Below are 21,111 nucleotides of genomic sequence, written 5' to 3'. Positions count from 1 at the left end.
GATTGTCGCAAAGTTTTGAAGACAACCAAAAGCTGTGTTGTCAATTTGACGAGCGACTTCTGATTCAAACGATTTAAAATAAGGCGGAAAAATTTAAATCGATTAATAGTTTGATATTACTACATTTTATAGATTTTCGGCTCTTGCGTTTTAAAAAACCAGCCCGTACGGTCAGCCTCAGTTCTTAACGGCACGAGCCTCAAGGGAAGGGAAAGACCATGGAGCTGTTCGGAGTCCACAACCCGGCGATAGAGCTGGCGACGATCGGTTTGGGGAGCGCAAACAGCGCTCGCTATAACTTTACCGCCGCCTCCCTCTATGAAGAATCGATTCGCCGGGGTGAGGCTGAGCTGACCGCCCATGGCGCCTTGCGGGCCCTGACGGGCCAGCACACCGGCCGTTCGCCGAGAGACAAGTTCGTCGTACGTGACGCCAAAACCGATGGCGAGATCTGGTGGGACAACAACAAGCCGATGTCGCCGGAGCACTTCGCGCTGTTGAAGCAGGACATGCTCGCGCATGCCGCCGGCAAGGATCTGTTCGTTCAGGACCTCATCGGAGGTGCTGACGAAAACAACGCGCTGCCGACCCGTGTCGTCACGGAGCTGGCCTGGCATTCGCTGTTCATTCGTAACCTGCTGATCCGCCCAGAGCGCCCGACGCTCGAATCCTTCGTCCCGAAGCTGACGATCATCAACCTGCCGACCTTCAAAGCCGATCCAGCGCGTTACGGCTGCCGCACAGAAACGGTCATCGCTTGCGACCTGACGAATGGCGAAGTGCTGATCGCCGGCACCTTCTATGCCGGCGAGATGAAGAAGTCGGTCTTTACCGTGCTGAATTACCTGCTCCCGGCAAAGGGCGTCATGCCAATGCACTGCTCGGCCAATGTCGGTCCGGCTGGGGATTCCGCTGTCTTCTTCGGCCTTTCGGGCACCGGCAAGACGACGCTTTCGGCGGATCCTGCCCGCACGCTGATCGGCGACGACGAGCACGGGTGGGGTGAGGATGGCATCTTCAACTTCGAAGGCGGCTGCTACGCCAAGACGATCCGTCTCTCGGCGGAAGCGGAACCGGAAATCTACGCAACGACGCAGCGCTTCGGCACGATTCTCGAAAACGTCGTTCTGAACGATGAACGCGAACCCGACTTCAACGACGGCTCGCTGACGGAGAACACACGCTGCGCCTACCCACTGGATTTCATTCCGAACGCCTCCAAGACCGGCCTCGCCGGTCACCCGAAGACAATCATCATGCTGACGGCCGATGCCTTCGGCGTCATGCCGCCGATCGCCAAGCTGACGCCGGATCAGGCCATGTACCACTTCCTTTCCGGGTACACCGCCAAGGTGGCCGGTACCGAACGGGGCGTGACCGAGCCGGAGGCGACGTTCTCGACTTGCTTCGGCGCGCCGTTCATGCCACGCCATCCGTCGGAATACGGCAATTTGCTGAAGGATCTGATCGGTCGCCACGGCGTTGAATGCTGGCTCGTCAACACGGGCTGGACCGGCGGGGCTTACGGCACCGGCAAGCGGATGCCGATCAAGGCGACCCGCACGCTGCTGGCCGCAGCACTCTCGGGTGAGCTCGGTAAGGCAGACAGCCGCGTCGACCCGAACTTCGGCTTTGCTGTTCCCGTTGTGGTGCCGGGCGTTGACACGGCCATCCTCGATCCACGTTCTACGTGGCAGGATCCGGTCGCCTATGATGCGCAGGCTAGCAAGCTCGTGACGATGTTCATCGAGAACTTCGCGAAGTTCGAAGGCCACGTGGATGGCGGGGTGCGCGATGCGGCTCCGGGGTTTCGCGCCGCCGCTGAATGATGCGCCAAAACATTGATGATTCACGTGAAACCCGGCGGTCTCCGCCGGGTTTCTTTGTCTGTTCCCAAGGGCCGGCCGATGTGAGATAGAAAATGTATGGCCAGCGAACCGCTTTACATCAACGATCGAATCATCATCGCCGGGTGGGAGTTGACCGAGCAGTTCGTTCTGGCGGGCGGCCCCGGCGGGCAGAACGTCAACAAGGTCTCGACAGCAGTCCAGCTCTTCTTCAACATCCCAAACTCACCGTCCTTGACGGAGCGGGTGAAAGCGAATGCCGTGAAACTGGCCGGGAAGCGCCTCTCGAAAGAGGGCGTGTTGATGATCGAGGCAAGCCGCTTTCGCAGCCAGGATCGCAACCGCGAAGACGCGCGCGAGCGGCTGAAGGAACTGATTCTCGAGGCGGCAAAACCGCCACCGCCACCGCGCAAGAAAACCAAGCCGACAAAGGGGTCGGTCGAGCGCCGGCTGAAGGAGAAATCGGGCCGTGCGGAGGTGAAGAAGATGCGCGGGCGACCGCTCGGAGATTGATATGCTGAAGCTTCCGAACGGCGTCAGTCATCGTCCTGTTTATCTGGACCGGCCGCGACAGCAGGCTTTGGTGGATATTGTCAGGTCGATCGTGGCGGGTGCGCCGCTCTTCGTGCCCGTCATGCCTGGCACCGGCAAGCCGATGTCAGTGCGCATGACGAATTGCGGACCGCTCGGCTGGGTAACCGACAAGGAGCGCGGCTATCGCTATCAGCCGACCCACCCCGTTACGGGCAAGCCCTGGCCGGACATGCCTGTGGAATTGATCGAGATCTGGAACGACGTCTCTGGCTATGACAAGCCGCCACAGGCCTGCCTCGTCAACTTCTACTCCGACGAGGCCCGCATGGGACTGCATCAGGACAAGGATGAACAGGACCTTGCAGCGCCTGTTGTGTCGATCTCGCTCGGCAATAGCTGCCTGTTTCGCGTCGGTGGCCTCGCGCGCGACGACCGCACGCTTTCCTTCAAGCTCTCAAGCGGCGATGTCGTGATCTTGGGTGCGGAAGGGCGCCTTTGCTTCCATGGCGTCGACAGGATCTATCCATCGACGTCGACCTTGCTGAAGAATGGCGGCCGGATCAATCTGACGCTTCGCCGGGTAACGGCCTAGAGCTTCCTCAATGCGACCTGTTCTATCAGGTGATTGTTGCCCTTGCGCAGGATAAGGTCGGCACGCGGGCGCGTCGGGAGGATGTTTTCCCGCAGGTTCTTCAGGTTGATGTTTTCCCAGAGGCCTTCGGCAATCGTCAGCGCTTCCTCCTCGCTGATCGAGGCATAGCGGTGGAAGAAGGAGTGGGGATCGCGAAACGCCGTTTCGCGCAGCCGCAGGAAACGCGTCACATACCAGTCGTGAATCCGGCTTTCATCCGCATCGATGTAGATCGAGAAGTCGAAGAAGTCGGAAACCATCGGAACGATCTTGCCGCCAGCCGGCAGGTCGCGCGACTGCAGCACGTTGATGCCCTCGAAGATCAGAATATCCGGCCGATCGACGATCTTGTACTCGTTCGGCAGCACGTCATAGACAAGATGCGAATAGGACGGTGCCTTGACGTTCGGCTGCCCAGCCTTGATCGCGGCCAGGAAACGCAGGATCGCGCCGGTGTCGTAGCTCTCGGGAAAACCCTTGCGCTGCATCAGGTTTTCACGCTGCAGCACGGCATTCGGGTGCAGGAAGCCGTCCGTGGTGACAAGATCCACCTTTGGACTGGACGGCCAGCGCGACAGCAGTTCCTTCAGGATACGGGCGGTCGTCGATTTGCCGACAGCCACGGAGCCGGCGATGCCGATCACGAAGGGAGTCTTCGCGACGTTGGAGAGGCTGAGGAAGCGATTGCGTTGCTCGAACAGCAGCTGCGAGGATTCCACATGCGCCGACAGAAGGCGCGACAGCGACAGATAGATGCGCCGCACTTCATCGAGGTCGATCGGGTCACCCATGGAGCGCAGCCGCTTGACCTCGTCCCCCTTCAGGGTGAGCGGCGTATCCGCCCGGAAGCGCGCCCATTCCTCGGAAGAAAAGAAGTGATAGGGCGAATAGGCATTCGCCTGAAAATGATCGAGCGTTTCGGGCGCTCCGATGAGCTGTCTTGCGATACTCATGAACTTTGCCGGCTCGCCTTTTCTTTCAGGCCGGATTGAGCGGTACGGCGCTCAAGCTCCGCCATGACACTTTGCAACGGAATGCCTGCGACCTTCAATACGACCAATAGGTGATAGAGCAGGTCGGCGGCTTCATAGGTAAGGTTTTCGCGGTCATCGGCGATCGCTGCCATCACGGTCTCGATCGCCTCTTCGCCGAGTTTCTTGGCCGCTTTTGGCTGACCGGCAGAAACGAGCTTTGCCGTCCAGGATTCTTCCGGAGAGGCCTTCGATCGCGCATCGACGATCTTTTCCAGGTCGGCGAGGGTAAATTCGCTCATGATTCCGCTTTCCACTCAGTCCAGACGCATGTCGATGCCGCACGACGACATATAGCGCTTCGCTTCCCCGACGGAATAGGTACCAAAGTGGAAGATCGAAGCAGCCAGAACGGCATTGGCATGTCCTTGCTTGACCCCGGCCACGAGATCATCGAGGTCGCCGACGCCGCCCGAAGCTATCACCGGCACCCGAACCGAATCCGCTATGGCACGCGTCAGTTCGAGATCGTAGCCGACCTTCGTCCCGTCCCGGTCCATTGAGGTAACAAGCAGCTCGCCGGCGCCACGCTCGACCATTTTCCGAGCGAAATCCACGGCATCGATGCCGGTCGCATTGCGGCCACCATGCGTATAGATCTCCCAGGCGCTGACATCGCCTTGGACAGGCACTGTCCGCCGCTTGGCGTCGATCGAGACGACGATGCACTGGTCGCCGAACTTGTCGGCGGCCTCCGCAACGAAATCCGGATTGTTGACGGCGGCCGAGTTGATAGAGATCTTGTCCGCGCCACAAAGCAGCAGCTTGCGAATGTCAGCGATGGTGCGAACGCCGCCGCCGACGGTGACAGGCATGAAGCATTGCTCGGCGGTGCGAGCGACGACATCGAAGATCGTCTCGCGATTGTCCGAGGAAGCGGTAATGTCGAGAAAGCAAAGTTCGTCGGCGCCGGCGGCATCGTAGGCCTTGGCGGCCTCGACCGGGTCTCCGGCATCTACCAGATTGACGAAGTTGACACCCTTGACGACGCGGCCGTCCTTGACGTCGAGGCAGGGAATGACGCGAGCCTTGAGGGTCATTGCGCAGTCTCCTTTGCGCGTGCGGCTGAAATCAGCGCCAGCGCTTCTTTCGGGTCGATGCGTCCATCATAGAGCGCGCGGCCGGAAATCGCACCCTCGAGCTTGCGTGCGTCAAGCTCGAGCATCCGCTTCACGTCCTCGATCGAAGCAAGGCCGCCGGACGCGATGACGGGGATCGATACGGCTTCGGCAAGCTCGAGCGTCGACGACCAGTTGATGCCGGCAAGGATGCCGTCGCGGTCGATGTCGGTGTAGATGATCGCGGCAACGCCGGCGCCCTCGAACTTCTTCGCGAGCTCGATGACGCCGAGCTCGGAGGCCTCGGCCCAACCTTCGACTGCGACTTTGCCGCCCTTGGCATCGATTCCGACAGCAACACGGCCGGGAAACTTCTTGCAGGCTTCAATCACGAGCGCAGGATCGCGCACGGCGATCGTTCCGAGAATGACGCGGGCAAGGCCGCGCGACAGCCAATTCTCGATATGGTCGAGTGTACGGATGCCGCCACCAAGCTGAACGGGGTTCTTCGTTGCCTTCAGGATCGCGTCGACAGCAGCGCCGTTGACGCTTTCGCCAGCAAAGGCGCCATTCAAGTCAACGACATGCAGCCATTCGAATCCCTGGTCTTCAAAGGCCTTCGCCTGGGCTCCGGGATCGGGATTGTAGACGGTTGCCTGGTCCATATCGCCAAGCTTGAGGCGAACGCACTGCCCATCCTTGAGGTCGATTGCGGGAAATAGGATCATTCTGTCAGTCCTTGCAATGCGCGAGCTCAAGGCTTCCAGCGCAGGAAATTGGCAATCAGGGCGAGGCCGAGATTCTGGCTCTTTTCGGGATGGAACTGGGCTCCGGCCATGTTGTCGCGACCGACGAAGGCGGTGATCGGGCCGCCGTAATCGGCCGTCGCGAGCACGTCGGCGGGGTTTTTCGCCGCCAGATGGTAGGAATGCACAAAATAGGCATGCAGCCCGTTCGGCCCCGTCGGAATGCCGTCGAACAACGGGTGGGGGGATTTCAGATCCAGCGTATTCCAGCCGATCTGTGGAATCTTCAGATTGGCATCACCTGGCGTCATTTCGACGACATCGCCGGGTATCCAGCCAAAGCCATCCGTGACGGTCTTCTCGAGACCGCGCGATGACATAAGCTGCATGCCGACGCAAATACCAAGGAAGGGCCGGGCCTTCTTCTCAACCACATCGATCAGAGCGTCCGACATGCCGGAAACGGCATCGAGGCCGCGTCGGCAGTCGGCATAGGCGCCAACACCCGGCAGCACCACGCGATCGGCGGCGGCTACAACCTCGGCCTTGTCGGTCAGATCGATCACGGCATCGATGCCGACTTCCCGTGCGGCCCGTTCGAAGGCCTTCGTCGCCGAACGCAGGTTGCCGGAACCGTAGTCTATAATTGCGACGCGCATTCAGCGTCCTCCATCAAAACCAAAGAGACCGAGCGAGGTGGCGTTGCCGTGTCGCGGGGCATGGGCTGCGGGATCCCATTGCGGCGACGGCGCCGGGCGGCTGTCGTCGGCGTCGGTCTGGACATTCAAAAAGTAGATTTCTTCTGCGGTCTGCAGCGAGTCGGCGGAAACGAGGTCGGCCTCAGCCCAGCCCTTCGCAACCAGATTGCGGATGCGAAGATTCTGGCCCTCGAGCGCCACCAGCAGACTGGTGCCGAAGGTGATCGCAACGCCGACGGGCCAGAGGTCTGCGCGGTCTGCCAGCGCACCGCCAAGGCTTTGCAGGAGAAATGCCGCGATGGCGTAGAGCCACAGCTGGTGGAAGGCCAGCCATATCCAGGGGAAGAGAAACCCGAGCACGGTAAAACCGTCGCGAATGAAGCGCGTCTTCTCGTGGTTGGAGTCTGTTCCGCTAGGCGCAGTCAGAACCAGATAGCTGGAAGTCATGTCGTCAAGCTCCCTCAGGGGGCTCAGACGAGCGTGCCCTTCGTCGAGGGAACACGGCCCGCCTGTCTCGGATCGATCTCTGTCGCCGTACGCAGCGCGCGGGCAACGGCCTTGAAGCACGTCTCTGCAATATGGTGGTTGTTGGCACCATAATGGTTGAGAATATGCAAGGTGATGCCGGCGTTCTGGGCAAGCGCCTGGAAGAATTCGCGAACGAGTTCGGTGTCGAACGTGCCGATCTTCGGCGCACTGAAGGTGACGTTCCAGACAAGGAAGGGGCGACCGGAGAGGTCGACGGCTGCCTTCGTCATCGTCTCGTCCATGGCGAGGTCGATCGATGCATAGCGCGTGATGCCGCGGCGGTCGCCGAGTGCCTTGGCAATCGCCTGGCCGATCGCGATACCGGTGTCTTCCACTGTATGGTGGTCGTCGATATGGAGATCGCCCTTGGTCTCGATTTCCATGTTGATCAGCGAATGTCGTGACAGCTGGTCGAGCATATGGTCGAAGAAGCCGACGCCAGTCGAAATTTTCGACTTTCCGGTGCCGTCGAGATTGACGGAAACGGAAACCGAAGTCTCGTTCGTCTTGCGGGACACGGTACCCGTGCGGCTTGCTGCGGTCTCGGCCATAAGGCTGCTCCATCGGGAAATACGGGCGTTCCTTATCAGGCGTGCCGCGAAATATCCAGAACCGCGGCAGCAGAAAAAGACGCCATTTGCAATCGGCATTCACGCACTTACATAGGGCTCGACAGGGCCGGCGTTCGGCCCGACACAACAAGCCCGGCAGACGGGCAAAGGTGAATAGATGACAACGATTATTACAGTTCGAAAGGGCGGTAAGGTCATCATGGCCGGCGATGGTCAGGTAAGCCTCGGCCAGACCGTGATGAAGGGCAACGCCCGCAAGGTGCGGCGCATCGGCAAGGGCGAGGTTATTGCCGGTTTCGCAGGCGCCACTGCGGATGCGTTCACGCTCCTCGAACGCCTCGAAAAGAAGCTCGAGCAATATCCGGGGCAGCTGATGCGCGCCGCCGTCGAGCTTGCCAAGGATTGGCGCACGGACAAGTATCTCCGCAACCTCGAAGCCATGATGCTCGTCGCTGACAAGCAGGTGACGCTGGCGATAACAGGCAACGGCGATGTTCTCGAGCCGGAGCACGGGGCCATGGCGATCGGTTCGGGTGGCAATTATGCGCTCGCTGCGGCCCGCGCCCTGATGGACACAGACAAATCCGCCGAAGAGGTCGCGCGTCGCGCCCTCGATATTGCCGCCGATATTTGCGTCTACACGAACCATAATGTGGTGGTGGAAACGCTCGACGCCGAAGCTTGACCCGGTTTCAAAGATTCACGCCCCGATGGGATATTCGATATGACCACATTTTCCCCCCGCGAGATCGTTTCCGAACTTGACCGCTACATCATCGGCCAGCATGAGGCCAAGCGCGCGGTGGCAATCGCGCTGCGCAACCGTTGGCGTCGCCACCAGCTCGATCCGGATCTACGCGACGAAGTGATGCCAAAGAACATCCTGATGATCGGCCCGACCGGTGTCGGCAAGACGGAAATCTCTCGCCGTCTCGCCAAGCTGGCGGGCGCGCCCTTCATCAAGGTTGAAGCGACCAAGTTCACCGAAGTCGGTTACGTCGGACGCGACGTGGAGCAGATCATCCGCGATCTCGTCGAGGTTGGCATCGGGCTCGCACGCGAGAAGAAGCGGAGCGAAGTGCAGGCAAAGGCGCATATGAGCGCCGAGGAACGCGTTCTCGATGCGCTCGTCGGCGCCACGGCCTCGCCGGCGACCCGTGACAGCTTCCGCAAGAAGCTGCGCAACGGTGAGCTTGATGACAAGGAGATCGATATCGAGATCGCCGACACCGGTACCGGCATGGGTGGCTTCGACATTCCCGGCATGCCGGGCGCAAATATCGGCGTGCTCAACCTCTCCGAAATGTTCGGGAAGGCGATGGGTGGCCGCACCAAGAAGGTCCGCACGACGGTCAAGGCATCCTACACGGATCTGATCCGCGACGAGTCCGACAAGCTGATCGACAACGAAGTTATCCAGCGCGAGGCGGTTCGTGCGGTCGAGAATGACGGCATCGTCTTCCTCGACGAGATCGACAAGATCGCCGCTCGCGACGGCGGCATGGGTGCCGGCGTTTCGCGCGAAGGCGTGCAGCGCGACCTGCTTCCCCTGGTCGAAGGAACGACGGTGTCGACGAAGTACGGGCCGGTGAAGACGGACCACGTCCTTTTCATCGCCTCCGGCGCATTCCATGTCTCCAAGCCGTCCGATCTGTTGCCGGAATTGCAGGGTCGTCTGCCGATCCGCGTCGAACTGCGCGCGCTCACAAAGGAAGACTTCCGCCGTATCCTGACGGAAACCGAGGCGAGTCTTATCAGGCAGTACAAGGCGCTGATGGAAACGGAAGGCCTCACCCTCGAATTCACTGACAATGGCATTGATGCCCTGGCTGATGTGGCCGTCCACTTGAATTCGTCTGTCGAAAACATCGGCGCCCGTCGCCTTCAGACCGTCATGGAGCGCGTTCTGGACGAAATCTCGTTCAATGCTCCGGATCGCGGCGGCTCGACCGTGACGATTGACGCCGACTACGTCCGAGAGCACGTCGGTGACCTGGCGCAGAACACAGATCTGTCCCGGTTCATTCTGTGATGAACAAGCATCGGGTCCTGTCCTTACTGATGTGACGCCGCGATTTTGACAGCTTGGAATCTCGACAGCGGGCCCTTTACTTTTTAGTGAAGGGCCCGTCTCGTTATCGGCGCCAGCATTATTCGGCCAAGATTGTGGTCCAGTCAGCGCGCTTCGCGACAATGCCAAAATGATGGGAATGCTGATCGTGCGACGCCTTATGACAAGCCTCCTGATTGTTGCTGCGGTGCTGACCTCGGTGCCTGCTTTTGCCATGCAGGTGGTGCCGTCAGGTAATCGTCATGCCGAGCAACCGGATGTTCCGGACGCCTCGGTTCGTCGCACCAAAGGCACGAAGAGCTCGTTCGATCGGAAATACGAGAAGGTCCGTGACCTCTTGGCCACGGATCACGAACTGATGGGCAAGATCAAGAAAGTTTCGGCCGCTTATGGCATCGACCCGATCCACGTGGTCGGTGCGATCGTCGGCGAGCATACCTACAATGTCGACGCCTATGACCGCCTGCAATCCTATTACGTGAAGGCCGCTTCCTATGCCGGCCAGAGTTTCCGTTTCGCCTATGATGGCGAGGACGTGGACGATTTCGTCAAGCGGCCGGAGTTTGCTGAATGTAGCGGCAAGGGCGATTCCTACACGTTGTGGAGTTGCCGTGAGGACGTCTGGGAAAGGGACTTCCGAGGCAAGACGGTCGGTGGCAAGAGCTACCCGAACAACCGCTTCAGTGCCGTCTTCTTTCAGCCCTTCTACGCTGGTCAGACCTTCGGCCTCGGCCAGATCAACCCGCTGACCGCGCTGATGCTCTCGGATCTCGTCTCCAAGGTCTCAGGTTATGAAAAGCTGAACGAGAGGGACGCCGGTGCCGTCTACAAGGCAATCATGGAGCCCGATATCTCGCTTGCCTTCGTCGCTGCCTCCATCCGCCGCTCGATCGACGATTACAAACAGATCGCCGACATGGACATTTCCAAGAATCCGGGCCTGACCGCCACCCTCTATAATGTCGGCAATTCGCGCCAGCGCGCGGCGGCCCTGGCGGCCAAGAACCGCGCTTCAGGCGAAACCGTCTGGCCGGAGGAAAACTATTACGGCTGGTTGGTCAACGACAAGCTGGACGAGTTGGAGCGCCTGCTCTAGCTTCCGCCTTGCCGGGAAGAGTTTAGAATCTTCCGCGAAAGGCTGAATTCTCATGGACATGCGTCCGGATCCCTTTGAACCTCCGGCACCGTTGCCCCGCACGGTGCCACCGAGCCGCCTTGAGATCATCCGCACCATCCTGCGCAATCCGCTGGAGCTCTGGGGCGAGCCTTCCTACACGCTGCCGTGGATCCAGACACGGTTCTTTCGGGAAAGAACCCTGATCGTCAATGATCCCGGTTTGATCCGCCATGTTCTCGTCGACAATGCCACGAACTACCGCATGTCGGATATTCGCCAACTCATCTTGCGCCCGATCCTGCGTGACGGCCTGCTGACGGCGGAAGGAGAGGTTTGGAAGCGATCCCGCAAGGCGGTATCACCGGTCTTCACGCCGCGCCACGCAAACGGCTTCGCCGGGCAGATGCTTCGCCAGTCCGAGGACTACGCGATAAAATACGAATCCGCTGGCAGAGACGGCAAGGTCTTCGAGATTGCCGCCGACATGACGGAACTGACCTTCGCCATGCTCGCCGATACGCTGTTCTCAGGCGAGATCGTCACCTCCTCCGATAGCTTTGCCGACGACGTAAACGCACTCCTCCACCGCATGGGGCGCGTCGACCCGATGGATCTCCTGCGCGCGCCCTCATGGGTTCCGCGCGTCACCCGCATCGGCGGTCAAAAGGTGCTGGACAAGTTCCGAAACATCGTGCGCCAGACCATGGATGCCCGGCTCGCGCGTATGCAAGCCGATCGAGCCTCCGCGCCGGACGACTTTCTGACCTTGCTCCTTGATCAGGCTGCAACCGGCGGGCTGACGAACGACGAGATCGAAGACAATATTCTAACCTTCATCGGCGCGGGCCACGAAACGACGGCGCGGGCGCTCGCCTGGACGCTCTATTGCGTCGCCAACACGCCGCACATCCGCGAGGCGATGGAGGAGGAGATCGATCGCGTGCTGGCCCAGGATGTCGAGCCGGTAAAATGGCTCGATCTGATGCCTTACACGCGTGCCGCCTTCGAGGAGGCGCTGCGGCTCTATCCGCCGGCGCCGTCGATCAATCGCGCCGCCATCGCCGCCGATCGCTGGACCGATGCGAAAGGCGAAACGGTCGAGATCGAGGCCGGAGTCACCGTTCTCATCATGCCGTGGACGCTCCATCGTCACGAGCTCTATTGGGACAAGCCACGCGCCTATATCCCGGAACGGTTCCTGCCGGAGAATCGCGCCAAGATCGGGCGTTTCCAGTTCCTCCCGTTCGGCGCGGGTCCGCGGGTCTGCATCGGCGCGACCTTTGCCCTGCAGGAGGCTGTTATCGCTCTGGCCGTGCTGATGCACCGGTTCCGCTTCGATATGACGGACAAGACAAGGCCATGGCCGGTTCAGAAACTGACGACGCAGCCGCAAAACGGCCTGCCGATGCGCGTCACGCCGCGGTCTTTGTCCGTAGCGGCATAAATCTTTCGAATTATTGCATAATTGACTATGAATGAAAGCCGCGCAAAGTGGCAGCATGAAAAAGCTGCCGTGGTCTTGGGAGACATTGAATGAGCCGCATCGATAAAAACGGTCTTGCTGTTGAAGCCGTCCTTCATGAGTTCCTGGTGAAGGAGGCGTTGCCCGGCCTGCAGATCGATGCCGACAAGTTCTTTGCAGATTTCTCGGCCATCGTTCACGATCTGGCTCCGCGCAACCGCGAACTGCTTACCAAGCGCGATGCACTTCAGCTTCGAATCGATGATTGGTACCGTCAGCATGGCGCGCCGACCGACATGGAAGCGTACCAGGCGTTTCTGCGGGATATCGGCTATATCCTGCCGGAAGGCTCCGATTTTCAGGTATCGACCGCCAACGTTGATCCCGAGATCGCCTCGATCGCCGGTCCGCAGCTCGTCGTTCCCGTCATGAATGCGCGCTATGCGCTGAACGCCGCCAACGCGCGCTGGGGCTCGCTCTACGATGCGCTTTACGGGACCGATGCGATTCCCGAGAGCGATGGCGCCGAAAAGGGCAAGAGCTACAATCCGCAGCGCGGCGAGAAGGTCATCGGCTGGGTTCGCAATTTCCTCGATACCGCTGCTCCGCTCGACAGCTGGAACTGGAAGGATGTCGCGACCTTTGCTGTCAGGGATGGTGCACTCGTCATCACTTCGACCGACGGCGAGCATGTTTCGCTGACCGATGCGGCGCATTTTGCCGGCTATCTGGGCGATGCCGCGGCGCCGACGCAGATCCTGTTAAAGAACAACGGCATCCATATCGACATCGTCATCGACGCCTCGACCGCGATCGGCAAGAGCGATCCGGCGCACATCTCCGACGTCTGGCTGGAATCGGCGATTACGACGATCATGGACTGCGAGGACTCGGTTGCAGCAGTTGACGCCGAAGACAAGGTCGTCGTCTATCGCAATTGGCTCGGCCTCATGAAGGGCGACCTGCAGGAGGAGGTGTCCAAGGGTGGCTCGAGCTTCATCCGCAAGCTCAATCCCGATTTGGAGTACAGCGGCCCGACCGGTACGCCCTTCGAAGTGCATCGCCGGTCGCTGATGCTCGTGCGCAACGTCGGCCATCTCATGACGAATCCCGCCATCCTCGATCGTGACGGCAACGAAGTGCCGGAAGGGATCATGGACGCCATGATCACCGGCATGATTGCGCTCTACGACGTCGGCCCCAATGGCCGGCGCAAGAATTCCCGCGCCGGTTCGGTCTATGTCGTCAAGCCAAAGATGCATGGACCCGAGGAAGTCGCCTTCGCTGCCGAGATCTTTTCGCGCGTCGAGGATGCCCTCGGCATGGCGCGCAATACCATCAAGATGGGCATTATGGACGAGGAGCGGCGCACTACCGTCAATCTCAAGGAGTGCATCCGCGCCGCCCGCGAACGCGTCGTCTTCATTAACACCGGTTTCCTGGACCGCACCGGCGATGAAATCCATACCTCGATGGAAGCCGGGCCGATGATCCGCAAGGGCGATATGAAACAGGCTGCCTGGATCGGCGCCTACGAGAACTGGAACGTCGACATCGGCCTTGAATGCGGTCTTTCCGGCCATGCGCAGATCGGCAAGGGGATGTGGGCCATGCCGGATCTGATGGCGGCGATGCTGGAGCAGAAAATCGCGCACCCGAAAGCCGGCGCCAATACTGCCTGGGTTCCGTCCCCAACCGCTGCGACGCTGCACGCGACCCATTATCACCGCATCAACGTCGCTCGCGTTCAACAGGGTCTGAAGGACCGTGCGCGCGCCAAGCTCTCCGATATTCTTTCTGTCCCCGTAGCGGTTCGTCCGAATTGGACGCCGGAGGAAATCCAGCGCGAACTCGACAACAATGCCCAGGGCATTCTCGGTTACGTTGTCCGCTGGGTCGATCAGGGCGTCGGCTGCTCCAAGGTGCCCGACATCAACAATATCGGCCTTATGGAAGACCGCGCGACGCTGCGAATCTCCGCCCAGCATATGGCCAATTGGCTGCATCATAAGGTCACGACCGAAGCGCAGATTGCCGAGACGATGAAGCGCATGGCCGCAGTCGTCGACCAGCAGAATGCATCCGATCCCGCCTACGTGCCAATGGCAACCGATTTCGACGGTTCGATCGCCTTCCAGGCGGCACTCGATCTTGTCTTGAAGGGCAGGGCACAGCCGAACGGCTATACCGAGCCTGTCCTCCATCGCCGCCGCCTCGAACTGAAGGGCAAGCAGGCTTAAGAACAAATCAGTAGAAAAGGCCGCCGAAAGAATGTTCCGGCGGCCTTTCTAATACCCCATTTCGGCAACAGCTTACTGGATAACGATGACCTTCGAAGTCGTCTTGCCCGGACGTACGCGGCTGTAGAGGTCGATAACGTCCTGGTTCATCAGACGAATGCAGCCCGAGGAGGCCGCGGTGCCGATCGAAGCCCATTCCGGCGTGCCGTGCAGGCGGAAGAGGGTGTCCTGACCCTTTTCGTTGAAGAGATACATGGCGCGCGCGCCGAGCGGGTTGCTGAGGCCAGGGCCCATGCCATCTTCGACATACTTGGCAACTTCCGGCTTGCGCTCGGCCATTTCCTTCGGCGGATGCCAGGTCGGCCATTCCTGCTTCCATGCGACATAGGCCGTGCCTGCCCAGGCGAAGCCCTGCTTGCCGACACCGATGCCGTAGCGCATCGCCTTGCCGCCGGGCAGGATGTAATAGAGGAAGCGCTCGCGGGTGTTGACGATGATCGTGCCCGGACGCTCGGTGGTTTCGTAAGAGACGATCTGGCGGCGGAACTGCGGCTTGACCTTCTGGATCGGGATCGCCGGCAGCGAATATCCGGCATCCGTCGTCACGCCATAGGCGTCGTCGAAGATCTGCGCGGTCTGGACGGTCGGGCCCGGCACGGCCTTGTCTTCAACGGAGGCGCTCTCGGTAGTCGAAGAGCAACCGGCCAGAGCGAGCGTCGCCATCAGGCCGAATACAGGAAATGCATTGCGGATACGCATGGATGTCTCTTAGGAAATGGGCAAGGGGAAACGGTCTTTTGAACCATCTTTGATTATGGTTTATTTTCGATTAACTTTGCCTTTGCAAGCTGTTGCAGTGCGGCAAAATCAATACGCAGCGGCAAATTAGAAGCGCATGGTTTTTTTGCAACAACGCGCGCGCCAGACCTACGGTTATCCATGACGATTTTGAGTGTTTACAATAACAATCCGTTAATAGACGGCCGGCAGTCGGACAGAGCTATGCTCGTGCGGCGCGGGACTCAGATTTTACTTCATGAGATGCGTCACGCCGTGTTGCCGGAGCTGTCGCTTGCGAGCGGACGCCGGGCGGATCTGATCACCATTTCGGAGAAGGGCGAAATCTGGATCATCGAGATCAAGACCTCGATCGAGGACTTTCGCGTCGACCGCAAGTGGCCGGACTATCGCCTGCATTGTGATCGGCTGTTTTTCGCCACGCACAAGGATGTTCCGCTTGAGATTTTCCCCGAGGGCTGCGGGTTGTTTTTATCGGATGGCTACGGCGCGCATATGATCCGCGAGGCGCCCGAACATCGCCTTGCCCCAGCGACGCGTAAATCCGTGACGCTCAATTTCTCCCGCGTAGCCGCCCAGCGCCTGCTGATGGCCGAATGGGCAAACGGCAAGCCGTTTGAAGTCGACGATATTTAGGGTTATTTCGGCGCGCGCTTGGCGAGGATCCGCTGCAGCGTGCGGCGATGCATATTGAGCCGCCGCGCGGTCTCCGAAACATTGCGCTCGCACATTTCATAGACCCGCTGGATATGCTCCCAACGCACACGGTCGGCTGACATCGGGTTTTCCGGTAGCTCTGCTTTCTCGCCCGCCCGCTGCGTCAGGGCGGCATAGACGTCGTCCGCATCGGCGGGCTTTGCCAGGTAATCGACCGCGCCGAGCTTCACAGCGGTAACGGCCGTCGCAATATTGCCGTAGCCGGTCAGAACGATGATCCGGGTATCGTCGCGGCGCTGGCGGATTGCCTCGATTACGTCCAGACCGTTGCCATCACCAAGCCGCAGGTCCACGACGGCATATTTCGGTGGATGGCTCTTGGACTTGGCAACACCCTCGGCGACTGACTCAGCTGTCTCGACCGTGAAGCCGCGTGTCTCCATCGCGCGCGCCAGACGGCGCAGGAAGGGACCGTCATCGTCAACGATCAGCAAGCTGGCGTCCGGACCGATATGATCCGCATTGGCGAGGGAGGAATCGTGGTCAAGCTCGTTCATATCTATCAATCCCGGCGGCTGCCCCGCCTGATATAAGTCAATTATTCAGCTTTTTCATTATGTCCATAGCGTCATTTTGTCGAATTCGCATCGATCAGCATGCGCGGCCATTCGACACGGACACGCGCTCCGGCGGCTTCCGGCATGCGGTTCTCGAAGACCAACGACGCGCCGGATCGTTCCAGGAGCGTCTTGGCGATAAAGAGGCCAAGTCCCAGCCCACCGGCCCGGTCCTCCCGTTGCCGCTTCGTGACGTAGGGCTCGCCGATCCGGGTCAGGATATCGGAAGAATAGCCCTCTCCATCGTCCTCGATGGTGATGCGGACCTTTCTCAGATCGTGTTCGACCGTAACCGTTACCTTGTCGCGCGCGTAGTCGACGGCGTTCTCGATCAGATTGCCGAGCCCGTACATGATGCCGGCATTGCGGTCGGTGATAGGCTCGCCCTTGCGCGGGCTCTTCTCGATGAGCTCGAGTTTGATCCCGAACTCCCTGTGCGGCGCCACGATCTCTTCCATCATGGATGAGAGCGGCAGCCGCCGAAGATGGGCCTCGCCCTCTGCCGAGAGCGTCGCCAGCCGCCGCAGGATGTCGCGGCAGCGCTCGCTCTGGCTGCGCAGGAGTTGCACGTCCTCGCGAAAGCGATCGTCATCCTTCAGTTCCCGTTCCATTTCCTTGGCAACCACGCTGATGGTGGCAAGCGGCGTTCCGAGTTCGTGTGCCGCTGCTGCGGCAAGACCGTCCAGCTGCGAAAGGTGTTTCTCCCGCTGCAGCACGAGTTCGGTTGCCGCCAGCGCGTCGGCGAGCTGGCTCGCCTCCATTGAGACCCGGTATGCATAGAAGGCGGCGAAGGCCATGGTCGATGCGATCGAGCACCAGACGCCGAACTGCATCACCGTGTGCACATTGATCTCGACCCCGTCGAACCACGGCAAGGGAAAGGGTGAAAAGGCAAGGATGGTGATGCAGACCATCGCAATGATAATGAGCACCGTGCTGAAGCGGATCGGCTGCGATGCGAAGGAAATGATCACGGGAACGCAGACGAGCGCGGCGAAGGGATTAGCAAGGCCGCCGGTGATGAAGAGCAGTGCGCAAAGCTGCAGAAGATCGAAACCGAGCAGTGCGAAGGCGGCGCCTGGGTAGAGCCGGTGCGTCGGCGGATAGCGGATCATCAGGTAGAAGTTGACCGCCGCCAGCGCCGCGATCAGCAACCCGCAGGCAATAAGCGGAAGCGGAAACTTCAGCCAGAAGGCAACGATGAACACCGTCACGGCCTGGCCGCCGACGGCAAGCCATCTCAGCCGCACCAGCGTCTGCAGTCTCAGGCGCCTGCTGTTGTGCCTGTCCTCTTCCGACGAACTTTCGACAGTATCGACCATTTGACATTCCTTGAGCCATGCTAGGGCTCATGTACCACGCGGTTTTGCCCTTGTCGTCGGCGGGGCGTCCTCCGGCCGTTCCGGCCAGGGGTGCTTGGGATAGCGGCCGCGCATGTCGGCGCGCACGTCCTTCCACGATCCGGCCCAGAAGCCCGGCAGGTCGCGTGTCGTCTGGATCGGCCGGTGCGCGGGCGACGTCAGTTCCAGAAGCAGCGGCAGCCTTCCGCCTCCAATTGCCGGGTGCTGCTTGAGGCCGAAGAGTTCCTGCACGCGGATCGCCAGAGTCGGCTCCTCGCCGTCGTACCGGATCGGATGCCGCTGTCCCGTCGGCGCTTCGAAATGCGTCGGGGCGAGGCGGGAAAGATCCCGCTGCAGCTCGTGCGGGATCAGCGCCATCAACCCGTTCGAAAGAGCATTCGAGGAAATGTCGGAAATCCCGCGGGCATCCGTCTGGTAGGGAACGAACCACTCGTCCAGCCGCGCAAGCAGTGCCTGGTCGCTGACATCAGGCCAAGGATCGCCGATGTTGCGATGAAGAAAGCCGATGCGTTCACGCAGCTGCATGGCTTCCTTGGAAAAGGGCAGCAGTTCCAGCCCCAGCTCGCGCACGCCTACCGCCAGCGCGCGGCTGACGGCTTCGCCGGTTGGACGCGGCAGTGGCGTCTCCTCGAAGACAATGGCGCCGAGCCGCGTCGCGCGCCGGGCCCTGACCTGCCGGCTCTGGCGGTCGAAGAAGACCTGATTGTCGGTGGAAATGGCGCCAGGTAGCTCTTCCTCGATCTCGCCACGCGAAACCTCTGCTGCAGCCAGAATTCGCCCCTGCGCCGCCCGGCCGGTCAAGTCGGCGATGACGAGCATCTGGGTGCCGGCAAGTCGCTCGGTTTCCGGCAGCTCCGCACCGCGCCCGTTCGCCATCAGGAATCGGCCTCTGCCGCCGCGTTGCAGCGCGATTCGGTCGGGAAAGGCGTGCAGCAGAAGGCGTCCCGCCTGGCTCGGTTCCGTTGACTTTGCGACATCGAGACCCTTGGCCAGTCGAGCCGCCAGCTGGCGCGCGCCCTCCGCGCGCTCACCTCGTTCCGACCGGAAGCGTCGCATCCGTTCCTCGAGGTCAATACCGGGACCACCGAGGGCCTGTTCGGTCAGCAGCACGGCAAGGGCGGCCGCATCTCTCGCTTGCCCAGTCTCGCCGGCTGAGATCACCATGGCGGCCAAACGTGGCGGCAGCGCAAGGTCACGCATCATCCGTCCGCGCGGGGTGAGTGCGCCGTCCTTGTCAAGCGCGCCGAGTTGCAACAGGAGCGCGCGCGCCTCCGCCAGCGTCGTCTCCGGCGGCTGGTCGACGAAGGACAGCACGCGGGCATCCTGAACGCCCCAGTGGGCAAGGTCGAGGACCAGACCGGAGAGATCACTGGAGAGAATCTGCGGCGGCGTGAAAGCCGGCAAGGCCGCGGTCTGTCCCTGATGCCAGAGGCGGATGGCGATGCCGGGCTCGGTTCGGCCGGCTCGCCCGGAACGCTGGTCGGCGGAGGCGCGAGAGACGCGCACCGTTTCCAGCCGTGTGATGCCGGTTGAGGCCTCGAACACCGGAAGCCGCTGCAAGCCGCCATCGATTACGATCCGTACGCCGTCGATGGTGATCGATGTCTCGGCAATCGAGGTGGCGAGCACGATCTTGCGCGTCCCGCCTTCGGCCGGTCGGATTGCCGCGTCCTGTTCTTTCTGTGTCAGGTTGCCGTAGAGGGGCGCAATCAGTGTCTCCGGCCCGAAGCGTCCTTGGAGCCGCTCCGCCGTGCGGGCGATCTCCGCCTGGCCGGGCAGGAAGGCGAGGATCGATCCGCTTTCACTGGCATGGGCGTCGACGATCGCACGCGTCATCGCATCCTCTATGCGTTCGCCGCCCGGCCGATCCTTGTAGCGGACGTCAATCGGATAGCTTCGCCCCATGCTTTCGATAACAGGCGGCTGGTCGAGAAGCGCAGCAACGCGCGCAACGTCAAGCGTCGCCGACATCACCAGCAGGCGCAGGTCGTCGCGCAAGGCGGATTGTACGTCGAGCGCCAACGCCAGGCCGAAGTCGGCGTCCAGCGAGCGTTCATGAAACTCGTCGAAGATGACGGTCGAGACACCCGAGAGTTCCGGATCCTCGAGGATCATGCGCGCGAACACGCCTTCGGTCACGACCTCGATGCGGGTCTTGGCGGAAACCCTGGTGTCGAGCCGCATGCGATAGCCGACCGTTTCCCCCACAGTCTCGCCAAGCAGCGAGGCCATGCGGCTGGCGGCCGCGCGTGCTGCCAGCCGCCGCGGTTCGAGAAGTACGATCTTGCCGTCGCCGCGCCAGTCCTGCCTCAGCAGATAGAGCGGTACGAGCGTCGTCTTGCCGGCGCCCGGCGGCGCCGAAAGGACTGCGCGCCCCTGTGCACCGAGTGCTGCCCCGATTTCGGGAAGAACATGCGAAACCGGAAGCTCCGGCAAGGAAGTCATAGGGGTCACGTCGGTGTCTTCGTTTCGTTGGCGGGAATGGTGCCGGCCCCCACCATTCAGGACAAGCGCCGGTCATTCCCCACGTGTCGGATCGAAAACGAAACTACCGATGCTGCCCTATCGCGTGCAAGTCATGCCGACATTCGGACTGCGGCGGAGCCCAACAGCCCCAAATGATACAGCCCAAAGTCGTGGCGACCGAAACAGCACAGGCAGGGGTCGCCGCCTCCGCACCAAAAGCAATCCGAAACCGCGCTTCCAGAATATATCTCAATCGAATCAATCTGTTACAAAAATGTCAAAAAACTTTGTCTGGCGCTGTTGACTTAGAAAAGGGGTAGGATCTATAAGCCCCCTCACTGAACGAGGGCGGCGGCGCTGCTGGCGACGAAGTCCTTCGCTCTTAAGTTTCTTTTAAGATTGGCTTTGGTGCTGATTGGTTCCTTGGGCTTTTGGGTTTGAGGCGAGGAAATTCGACCGGGGTATCTGGTCTGTTATTTGACAATTGAAGATGAGAAGAAAGAGAAACGTGGGCGGCGGAGCTTGCGGGACCGGAAGAGATTTCGGTTCTTTGAAAGAGACTTTGGCGGTCACGTTTATCAAGAGAAGTTACACTGGTTTTTGACGCATGGGTTTTGGCCTTTGTGTTTGGAAAACAGGTGTGAAGTTCTCGTCGATTCAGAACGTGACGTAAATGC

21 protein-coding genes are annotated in these 21,111 nt (G+C 60.6%); 9 read left to right on the top strand and 12 right to left on the bottom strand.

The genetic code is table 11. The features are described from left to right. Positions 1-218: 218 nt before the first annotated feature. The 3 genes from IB244_RS03040 (at position 219) to IB244_RS03030 (ending at position 2,973) form a co-directional block, all read left to right on the top strand. Positions 219-1,829: a phosphoenolpyruvate carboxykinase gene (locus IB244_RS03040; RefSeq protein WP_018859432.1), complete on the top strand. Its 1,611-nt coding sequence runs from the start codon at positions 219-221 to the stop codon at positions 1,827-1,829. A 96-nt stretch (positions 1,830-1,925) separates the two neighbouring features. Further along, on the top strand, positions 1,926-2,360 hold the full coding sequence (gene arfB, locus IB244_RS03035) for an alternative ribosome rescue aminoacyl-tRNA hydrolase ArfB (protein WP_018859433.1): 435 nt from the start codon (positions 1,926-1,928) through the stop codon (positions 2,358-2,360). Position 2,361: 1 nt separating this feature from the next. Then, positions 2,362-2,973, top strand: coding sequence for an alpha-ketoglutarate-dependent dioxygenase AlkB (locus tag IB244_RS03030; RefSeq protein WP_113469645.1), 612 nt, complete (start codon positions 2,362-2,364; stop codon positions 2,971-2,973). Here the strand turns inward: IB244_RS03030 and coaA are convergent. Genes coaA through hisB form a run of 7 tightly spaced genes read right to left on the bottom strand, consistent with a single transcriptional unit; the run spans position 2,970 to position 7,624 of the window. Further along, positions 2,970-3,965, bottom strand: coding sequence for a type I pantothenate kinase (coaA, locus tag IB244_RS03025; protein ID WP_018859435.1), 996 nt, complete (start codon positions 3,963-3,965; stop codon positions 2,970-2,972). The genes IB244_RS03030 and coaA overlap by 4 nt on opposite strands. After that, a complete protein-coding gene (locus IB244_RS03020) occupies positions 3,962-4,285 on the bottom strand; it encodes a phosphoribosyl-ATP diphosphatase (protein ID WP_018859436.1) in 324 nt (107 codons plus the stop codon). Before IB244_RS03020 ends, coaA begins: the two co-directional genes overlap by 4 nt. A gap of 15 nt (positions 4,286-4,300) precedes the next feature. After that, positions 4,301-5,083, bottom strand: a complete 783-nt coding sequence (hisF, locus tag IB244_RS03015; protein ID WP_018859437.1) for an imidazole glycerol phosphate synthase subunit HisF — start codon at positions 5,081-5,083, stop codon at positions 4,301-4,303. After that, positions 5,080-5,829, bottom strand: coding sequence for a 1-(5-phosphoribosyl)-5-[(5-phosphoribosylamino)methylideneamino]imidazole-4-carboxamide isomerase (gene hisA / locus IB244_RS03010; RefSeq protein WP_018859438.1), 750 nt, complete (start codon positions 5,827-5,829; stop codon positions 5,080-5,082). The genes hisF and hisA overlap by 4 nt, the downstream gene beginning before the upstream one ends. Positions 5,830-5,855: 26 nt before the next feature. Beyond that, positions 5,856-6,506, bottom strand: coding sequence for an imidazole glycerol phosphate synthase subunit HisH (hisH, locus tag IB244_RS03005; RefSeq protein ID WP_018859439.1), 651 nt, complete (start codon positions 6,504-6,506; stop codon positions 5,856-5,858). Beyond that, the gene (locus IB244_RS03000; protein WP_169683915.1) at positions 6,507-6,992 is read right to left on the bottom strand and encodes a DUF2628 domain-containing protein; all 486 of its coding nucleotides are present in this window, start codon (positions 6,990-6,992) and stop codon (positions 6,507-6,509) included. Between the two features lie 23 nt (positions 6,993-7,015). Next, positions 7,016-7,624 (bottom strand): imidazoleglycerol-phosphate dehydratase HisB, encoded by a 609-nt coding sequence (gene hisB / locus IB244_RS02995; protein ID WP_018859441.1) that lies wholly within the window; start codon positions 7,622-7,624, stop codon positions 7,016-7,018. 178 nt (positions 7,625-7,802) lie between these two features. Here hisB and hslV point away from each other — a divergent pair, with 178 nt between their 5' ends. From hslV to IB244_RS02970, 5 genes are all read left to right on the top strand, one after another. Further along, positions 7,803-8,330 carry an ATP-dependent protease subunit HslV gene (hslV, locus tag IB244_RS02990; RefSeq protein ID WP_018859442.1) on the top strand — a complete coding sequence of 176 codons (528 nt, stop codon included), beginning with the start codon at positions 7,803-7,805 and terminating at the stop codon, positions 8,328-8,330. Positions 8,331-8,369: 39 nt separating this feature from the next. After that, positions 8,370-9,677 (top strand): ATP-dependent protease ATPase subunit HslU, encoded by a 1,308-nt coding sequence (hslU, locus tag IB244_RS02985; RefSeq protein ID WP_018859443.1) that lies wholly within the window; start codon positions 8,370-8,372, stop codon positions 9,675-9,677. Between the two features lie 187 nt (positions 9,678-9,864). After that, positions 9,865-10,812, top strand: a complete 948-nt coding sequence (locus IB244_RS02980; protein WP_026372085.1) for a DUF1402 family protein — start codon at positions 9,865-9,867, stop codon at positions 10,810-10,812. 52 nt (positions 10,813-10,864) lie between these two features. Then, complete coding sequence (locus tag IB244_RS02975; protein WP_018859445.1) at positions 10,865-12,277, top strand: cytochrome P450; 1,413 nt, start codon at positions 10,865-10,867, stop codon at positions 12,275-12,277. Positions 12,278-12,366: 89 nt separating this feature from the next. Continuing rightward, positions 12,367-14,535 (top strand): malate synthase G, encoded by a 2,169-nt coding sequence (locus IB244_RS02970; protein ID WP_169683918.1) that lies wholly within the window; start codon positions 12,367-12,369, stop codon positions 14,533-14,535. Positions 14,536-14,607: 72 nt separating this feature from the next. Here IB244_RS02970 and IB244_RS02965 read toward each other — a convergent pair whose 3' ends face one another. Continuing rightward, on the bottom strand, positions 14,608-15,294 hold the full coding sequence (locus tag IB244_RS02965; RefSeq protein WP_018859447.1) for a L,D-transpeptidase: 687 nt from the start codon (positions 15,292-15,294) through the stop codon (positions 14,608-14,610). 180 nt (positions 15,295-15,474) lie between these two features. Between IB244_RS02965 and IB244_RS02960 the strand changes: the two genes are divergently transcribed. Beyond that, the gene (locus IB244_RS02960) at positions 15,475-15,969 is read left to right on the top strand and encodes an MmcB family DNA repair protein (protein ID WP_026372086.1); all 495 of its coding nucleotides are present in this window, start codon (positions 15,475-15,477) and stop codon (positions 15,967-15,969) included. A 2-nt stretch (positions 15,970-15,971) separates the two neighbouring features. On the opposite strand, the gene IB244_RS02955 is transcribed toward IB244_RS02960, so the two are convergent. From IB244_RS02955 to IB244_RS31880, 4 genes are all read right to left on the bottom strand, one after another. Continuing rightward, entirely contained in the window at positions 15,972-16,547 is a 576-nt protein-coding gene (locus tag IB244_RS02955; RefSeq protein WP_025657901.1) for an ActR/PrrA/RegA family redox response regulator transcription factor, read from the bottom strand. 71 nt (positions 16,548-16,618) lie between these two features. After that, entirely contained in the window at positions 16,619-17,929 is a 1,311-nt protein-coding gene (locus tag IB244_RS02950; protein ID WP_025657900.1) for an ActS/PrrB/RegB family redox-sensitive histidine kinase, read from the bottom strand. A 27-nt stretch (positions 17,930-17,956) separates the two neighbouring features. Continuing rightward, the gene (gene hrpB, locus IB244_RS02945) at positions 17,957-20,422 is read right to left on the bottom strand and encodes an ATP-dependent helicase HrpB (protein WP_192303162.1); all 2,466 of its coding nucleotides are present in this window, start codon (positions 20,420-20,422) and stop codon (positions 17,957-17,959) included. A gap of 394 nt (positions 20,423-20,816) precedes the next feature. Next, positions 20,817-21,111: hypothetical protein (locus IB244_RS31880; protein ID WP_210334214.1), on the bottom strand; the 295-nt coding region annotated here is incomplete at its 5' end.

The sequence above is a fragment of the Rhizobium sp. RHZ02 genome (assembly GCF_014851575.1).
GTDB classification, from domain to species: Bacteria; Pseudomonadota; Alphaproteobacteria; order Rhizobiales; family Rhizobiaceae; genus Rhizobium; species Rhizobium altiplani.
Note: the sequence above shows the minus strand (reverse complement) of the source record. Positions and strands in the feature narration are given on the sequence as shown.